Genomic DNA, 4,426 nt, shown 5'->3' with positions numbered 1-4,426 from the left:
AGAGATATCCATGGGCCCCTTGATAAGGAAGACTGGAAAATATGCATGGCCATGCTCAAATAAGTATTAATATTATTATTTATTATATTTAAGTTGTTGACAGATATGTTTTTTTGTTTTATAATTAGTGAGATAGAGTATTTTTAAAGAAAGCAGGTTTGGAATAAAAAATGTCAGTTAAAATTCGTTTACAACGTTTTGGTGCTCATAAAAAACCTTTTTATCGTGTAGTTGCTATAACTTCCAAAAATAAAAGAGATGGCAAATTTTTAGAAATTTTAGGAACTTATGAACCATTCAAAAATTTAATTAATTTAGATGTTGAGAAAATTGATAAATGGCGTTCAGTCGGCGGAGAACCTACAAAAACTGTTCACAATTTATTAAAAAAATACAAAAACAATAATAAACAAGCGTAAAATCAATATTTTTCCTAACCTAAAATATTATATTTTAGGTTAATTATTGATGTAAGTTGGTGAAAAGGCTTTTATAAAAATGAAATTTGATATTATTACTATTTTTCCTTTTTTTTTTGATAGTTTTTTAAATAATTCTATTATTAAAAGGGCACAAATTAACAAACAAATTGAGTTTGAAATTCACGATTTAAGAAAATATAGCAATAATAAACACAATCAAATAGATGATATTCCTTACAGTGGAGATGTAGGGATGTTGTTGAAATTTCCTCCTTTTTACGACGTTCTTCAACAGATAAAAACTTATTCTAAAAGTAGAGTAATTTTATTATCTCCTCAAGGGAATGTATTGACCCAACAAAAAGCTGTTGAATATGCCCAAATTTTTTCTCATTTAGTGATTTTATGTGGTAATTATGAAGGTGTAGATGCTAGAGTTTTAGATTATGTGGATGAAGAAATTTCCATTGGCGATTACGTCTTAACTGGCGGCGAAATAGCGGCTACAGTTTTTATAGACGTTATTGCAAGATTAGTTCCTGATGTCATTAAAAAGGAATCTTATTTAAACGACTCTCATCAAAATGGTTTATTGAAATATCCTCAATACACTAAACCGCAAACTTATCAAAACAAATCAGTTCCTGATATACTTTTATCAGGTCATCATGAAAATATTTCTCAATGGCGCGAAAAAGAAAGTTTAAGAAATACTTTTTTAAAAAGACCAGATTTATTAGAAAAAACTACTTTAAACGAGAAACAACATCAATTATTAGAAGAAATTAAAAAAGAAACTAAAAATCAAAAAATCAATAAAAAAGATTGAGAAGATGATTCGTTTCATAAAGGAAATTAGAAAATCATGAATTTAAAAGGACAAGAATTACTAAATTCAATTAACGAAAACAATTTAAAAAGTGTTCCTGATTTTAAACCAGGTGATACTGTAAAAGTTTACATTAAAATTGAAGAAGGTAACAAAAAAAGAATTCAAACATTTGAAGGATTAGTTATTAGACGTCAAGGCAGCAACATTTCTGAAAACATTACTGTAAGAAAAGTTTATTCTGGCGTAGGAGTAGAAAGAATTTTCCCAATTCATTCTCCTTTATATGAAAAAATAGAAGTAATTCGTCGTGGAATCGTAAGACGTTCTAAACTTTATTACATCAGAAAACTTTCAGCTAAAGCTGCTAGAATTAAAGAAAGAAAATAATTTTTTTAATTTTAAGAAATAATTTAATAAAAAAGATTTTGAATCATGAAAAAAACGAGATTATTTTAATCTCGTTTTTTAAGTTATATAAGAAATTTATTTTTTTAAAAAATAATTTAAAGGAGTTAATAATGCTTTTATTTCAAGAATTAAAATGGCGTAATTTAATAAAAGATTGTAGCGATGAGAAAAGATTAGAAGAAATGTTAAATAACGAATCTATTAATTTTTATTGTGGTTTTGATCCTACTGGGAATTCTTTAACTGTAGGTCATTTAGTGCAAATTACAACTATTTTATTATTACAACAAAAAGGTCATATTCCGTTTATTTTGATCGGGCAAGCGACTAGTTTAATCGGTGATCCTAAAGAAACTAAAGAAAGAAATTTACTTTCTAAAGAAACGATTTATCATAATGTAGAGCAAATTCAAAAACAACTAACTAACATTTTATCCCCTCATAAAGTGGAATTTGTTAATAATTATGATTGGATTTCTCAAATAGATCTTATTACCTTCTTTAGGACTTACGGCAAATTATTCAACGTTAATTATATGATCGCTAAAGACACAATAGCCAAAAGGTTGAAAACAGGGATTTCTTATTCGGAATTTTCTTATATGATTTTACAAGCTTTAGATTTTCATCAATTATACAAAAATAAACAAATTAAACTACAAATGGGTGGTTCTGATCAATGGGGTAATATTACCAGCGGTTTAGAATTAATTCGTAAATTAGAAAAACCCCCCCTAGAGGAAAGACCAGTCGGTATGAGCATCCCTTTATTGTTAAATAGTCAAGGGGTTAAATTTGGCAAAAGTGAAAAAAATACTTTATGGTTAGACCAAAAATTAACGAGTCCTTATCAAATTTACCAATATTTCTTAAATACGGCTGATAATGATGTAGTTAATTATTTAAAAATTTTAACTTTGTTAAAGCCAACTTTTATTATGGCATTAGAAGAAGAGGTTCAACAAAATCCACAACAAAGAAAAACTCAAAAAGAATTAGCTAAAAGTATTGTTACTTTTTTATACGGAGAAGAGACTTTTAAAGAATGTTTTCAAGTTAACGATATTTTATTCTCTAAAAAACATGTTTTTCAAAAAGAAGATTTTGTGTTATTGCAAAAACATTTAGTAACTGTACAAACTAATACTGATCTGCCTTTAGTGGACGTTTTGGTGCAAACCCAACTAACTGCTTCTAAAAACGAAGCTAAAAAAATCATTTCTTCAGGATCAGTGAAAATTTTTAAAAATACTATTAAACAAGTAGATTATATTTTAAGTTCTAAAGACGTTTTATATGATAAATACGTTTTATTAACTAAAAAAAATAAATTTAAAGCTTTAATCGTTTTTAATTAAAAAATAGTCTTTTAATTTATTGGAAAAGAAAGAGTTCTTTTGGTGATGTCTAAACAAGAATTGTATCGTCAATTAATCTTAAAACATTATAAAAATCCTGCTAATATAGGGTTAGAAAAAAATAATCCTCATGCCTACCTATCTCAACAAAAAAACTTTTCTTGTGGTGATGAAATAACTCTTCAAGTGACTTTGGAAAAAAATAAAATTGTTAATATTAGATACGAATTGCAAGGTTGTTCTATTTTAGTAGCTTCCGCTTCACTCATGTCTATTCATTTGAAAAATAACACTTTAGAAGAAAGTATCGAACAAATTAATAATTTCCTTAATTTATTAGAAAATAAACCTTTTGATAAAAAAGTTTTAAAAGAAGAATTACATATTTTAGAAAATGTGATCCATTTTTCTGGCAAATTTAAATGCGCTAGTATGCCTTGGGTTTTATTGTTAAAAATGATTCAAAAAAGGAAAAATACTCTTCTTGCTCCGAAGTAATTTGATTGATTAAAAATATATTTAAGAAAGAAAATAACCATGATTTTATCTAAACAAAATCCTAAATTTAAAAAATTAAAAAAATTAGCTTTAAAAAAATATCGCGATTTATACCAAGAATTTTTAGTTTTTGGTGAGCATTTAGTTGAAGAAGCTTTAAAAAGCGGGGTTGTTTTAGAACTTTATACCAATAATACCGACCAACACGAAGGTATTCTGATGGAAGATTACTTAATAAAAGAATTAAATAAAAATCAAGTTTTATATTCTCAAGTAGCAGTTTGTCAAATGAAAAAAAACGTTTTACAAAGTGATAAAATTTTAGTCTTAGATGATGTTCAAGACCCTGGTAACGCTGGTACATTATTAAGAAGCGCTAGCGCTTTCGGTTTTAAACATGTTGTTTTCAGCGATAAAAGTGTTGACTTTTATAATGAAAAAGTGATCGCCGCTACCCAAGGAGCTTTTTTTAATTTATTCTTAGAAAGAGGCGATACCGTCTCTTTTTTAAACAATTTAAAAAAAGATAACACTTATATTTTCAGTTCTTCTGTTAATGAAAAAACTATTGATTTAAAAGAATTAAACCAAAAATTTTTACAAAATAAAAAAAGAGTTTTAGTGGTAGGGAATGAAGGGTCTGGTATTTCTCAAGAAGTCAAAGACCTTTCATCTTATTTTATCAATATTGACACTTTGTCGGTAGAAAGTTTAAATGTTAATGTTGCTGGCAGTATTTTAATGTATTTATTGAAATAAAATTTCTATTACTTCTTTATACTAAAAATAATCTTTATCTGATAAAAATTTTCTCAATATAAAAAGAACCCTTAAAAGGGTTCTTTTTTGTTTTATGTTTGTATTATATGTTTCAATTGTTCTGATTAAATATTTGTTCTAATTGTTCT

General features: G+C 26.4%; 6 protein-coding genes. All 6 read left to right on the top strand.

Annotated elements, in window-relative coordinates; all coding sequences use genetic code 11:
• Positions 1-170 precede the first annotated feature (170 nt).
• Complete coding sequence (gene rpsP / locus ON17_RS02265) at positions 171-419, top strand: 30S ribosomal protein S16 (RefSeq protein WP_017191874.1); 249 nt, start codon at positions 171-173, stop codon at positions 417-419.
• Between the two features lie 79 nt (positions 420-498).
• Positions 499-1,251 carry a tRNA (guanosine(37)-N1)-methyltransferase TrmD gene (gene trmD, locus ON17_RS02260; protein WP_017191873.1) on the top strand — a complete coding sequence of 251 codons (753 nt, stop codon included), beginning with the start codon at positions 499-501 and terminating at the stop codon, positions 1,249-1,251.
• A 33-nt stretch (positions 1,252-1,284) separates the two neighbouring features.
• On the top strand, positions 1,285-1,641 hold the full coding sequence (rplS, locus tag ON17_RS02255) for a 50S ribosomal protein L19 (RefSeq protein ID WP_173363079.1): 357 nt from the start codon (positions 1,285-1,287) through the stop codon (positions 1,639-1,641).
• Positions 1,642-1,772: 131 nt separating this feature from the next.
• Positions 1,773-3,020 (top strand): tyrosine--tRNA ligase, encoded by a 1,248-nt coding sequence (gene tyrS / locus ON17_RS02250; protein ID WP_017191871.1) that lies wholly within the window; start codon positions 1,773-1,775, stop codon positions 3,018-3,020.
• A gap of 45 nt (positions 3,021-3,065) precedes the next feature.
• The gene (gene sufU, locus ON17_RS02245) at positions 3,066-3,518 is read left to right on the top strand and encodes a Fe-S cluster assembly sulfur transfer protein SufU (RefSeq protein ID WP_017191870.1); all 453 of its coding nucleotides are present in this window, start codon (positions 3,066-3,068) and stop codon (positions 3,516-3,518) included.
• 39 nt (positions 3,519-3,557) lie between these two features.
• A complete protein-coding gene (locus tag ON17_RS02240) occupies positions 3,558-4,277 on the top strand; it encodes a TrmH family RNA methyltransferase (protein ID WP_017191869.1) in 720 nt (239 codons plus the stop codon).
• The last annotated feature ends 149 nt before the right edge of the window (positions 4,278-4,426 follow it).

The sequence above is a fragment of the Poinsettia branch-inducing phytoplasma str. JR1 genome (assembly GCF_000309465.1).
GTDB lineage: Bacteria > Bacillota_I > Bacilli_A > Acholeplasmatales > Acholeplasmataceae > Phytoplasma > Phytoplasma pruni.
The sequence above is the reverse complement of the archived record's forward strand: the minus strand, read 5'-3'. Positions and strand labels throughout refer to the sequence as shown.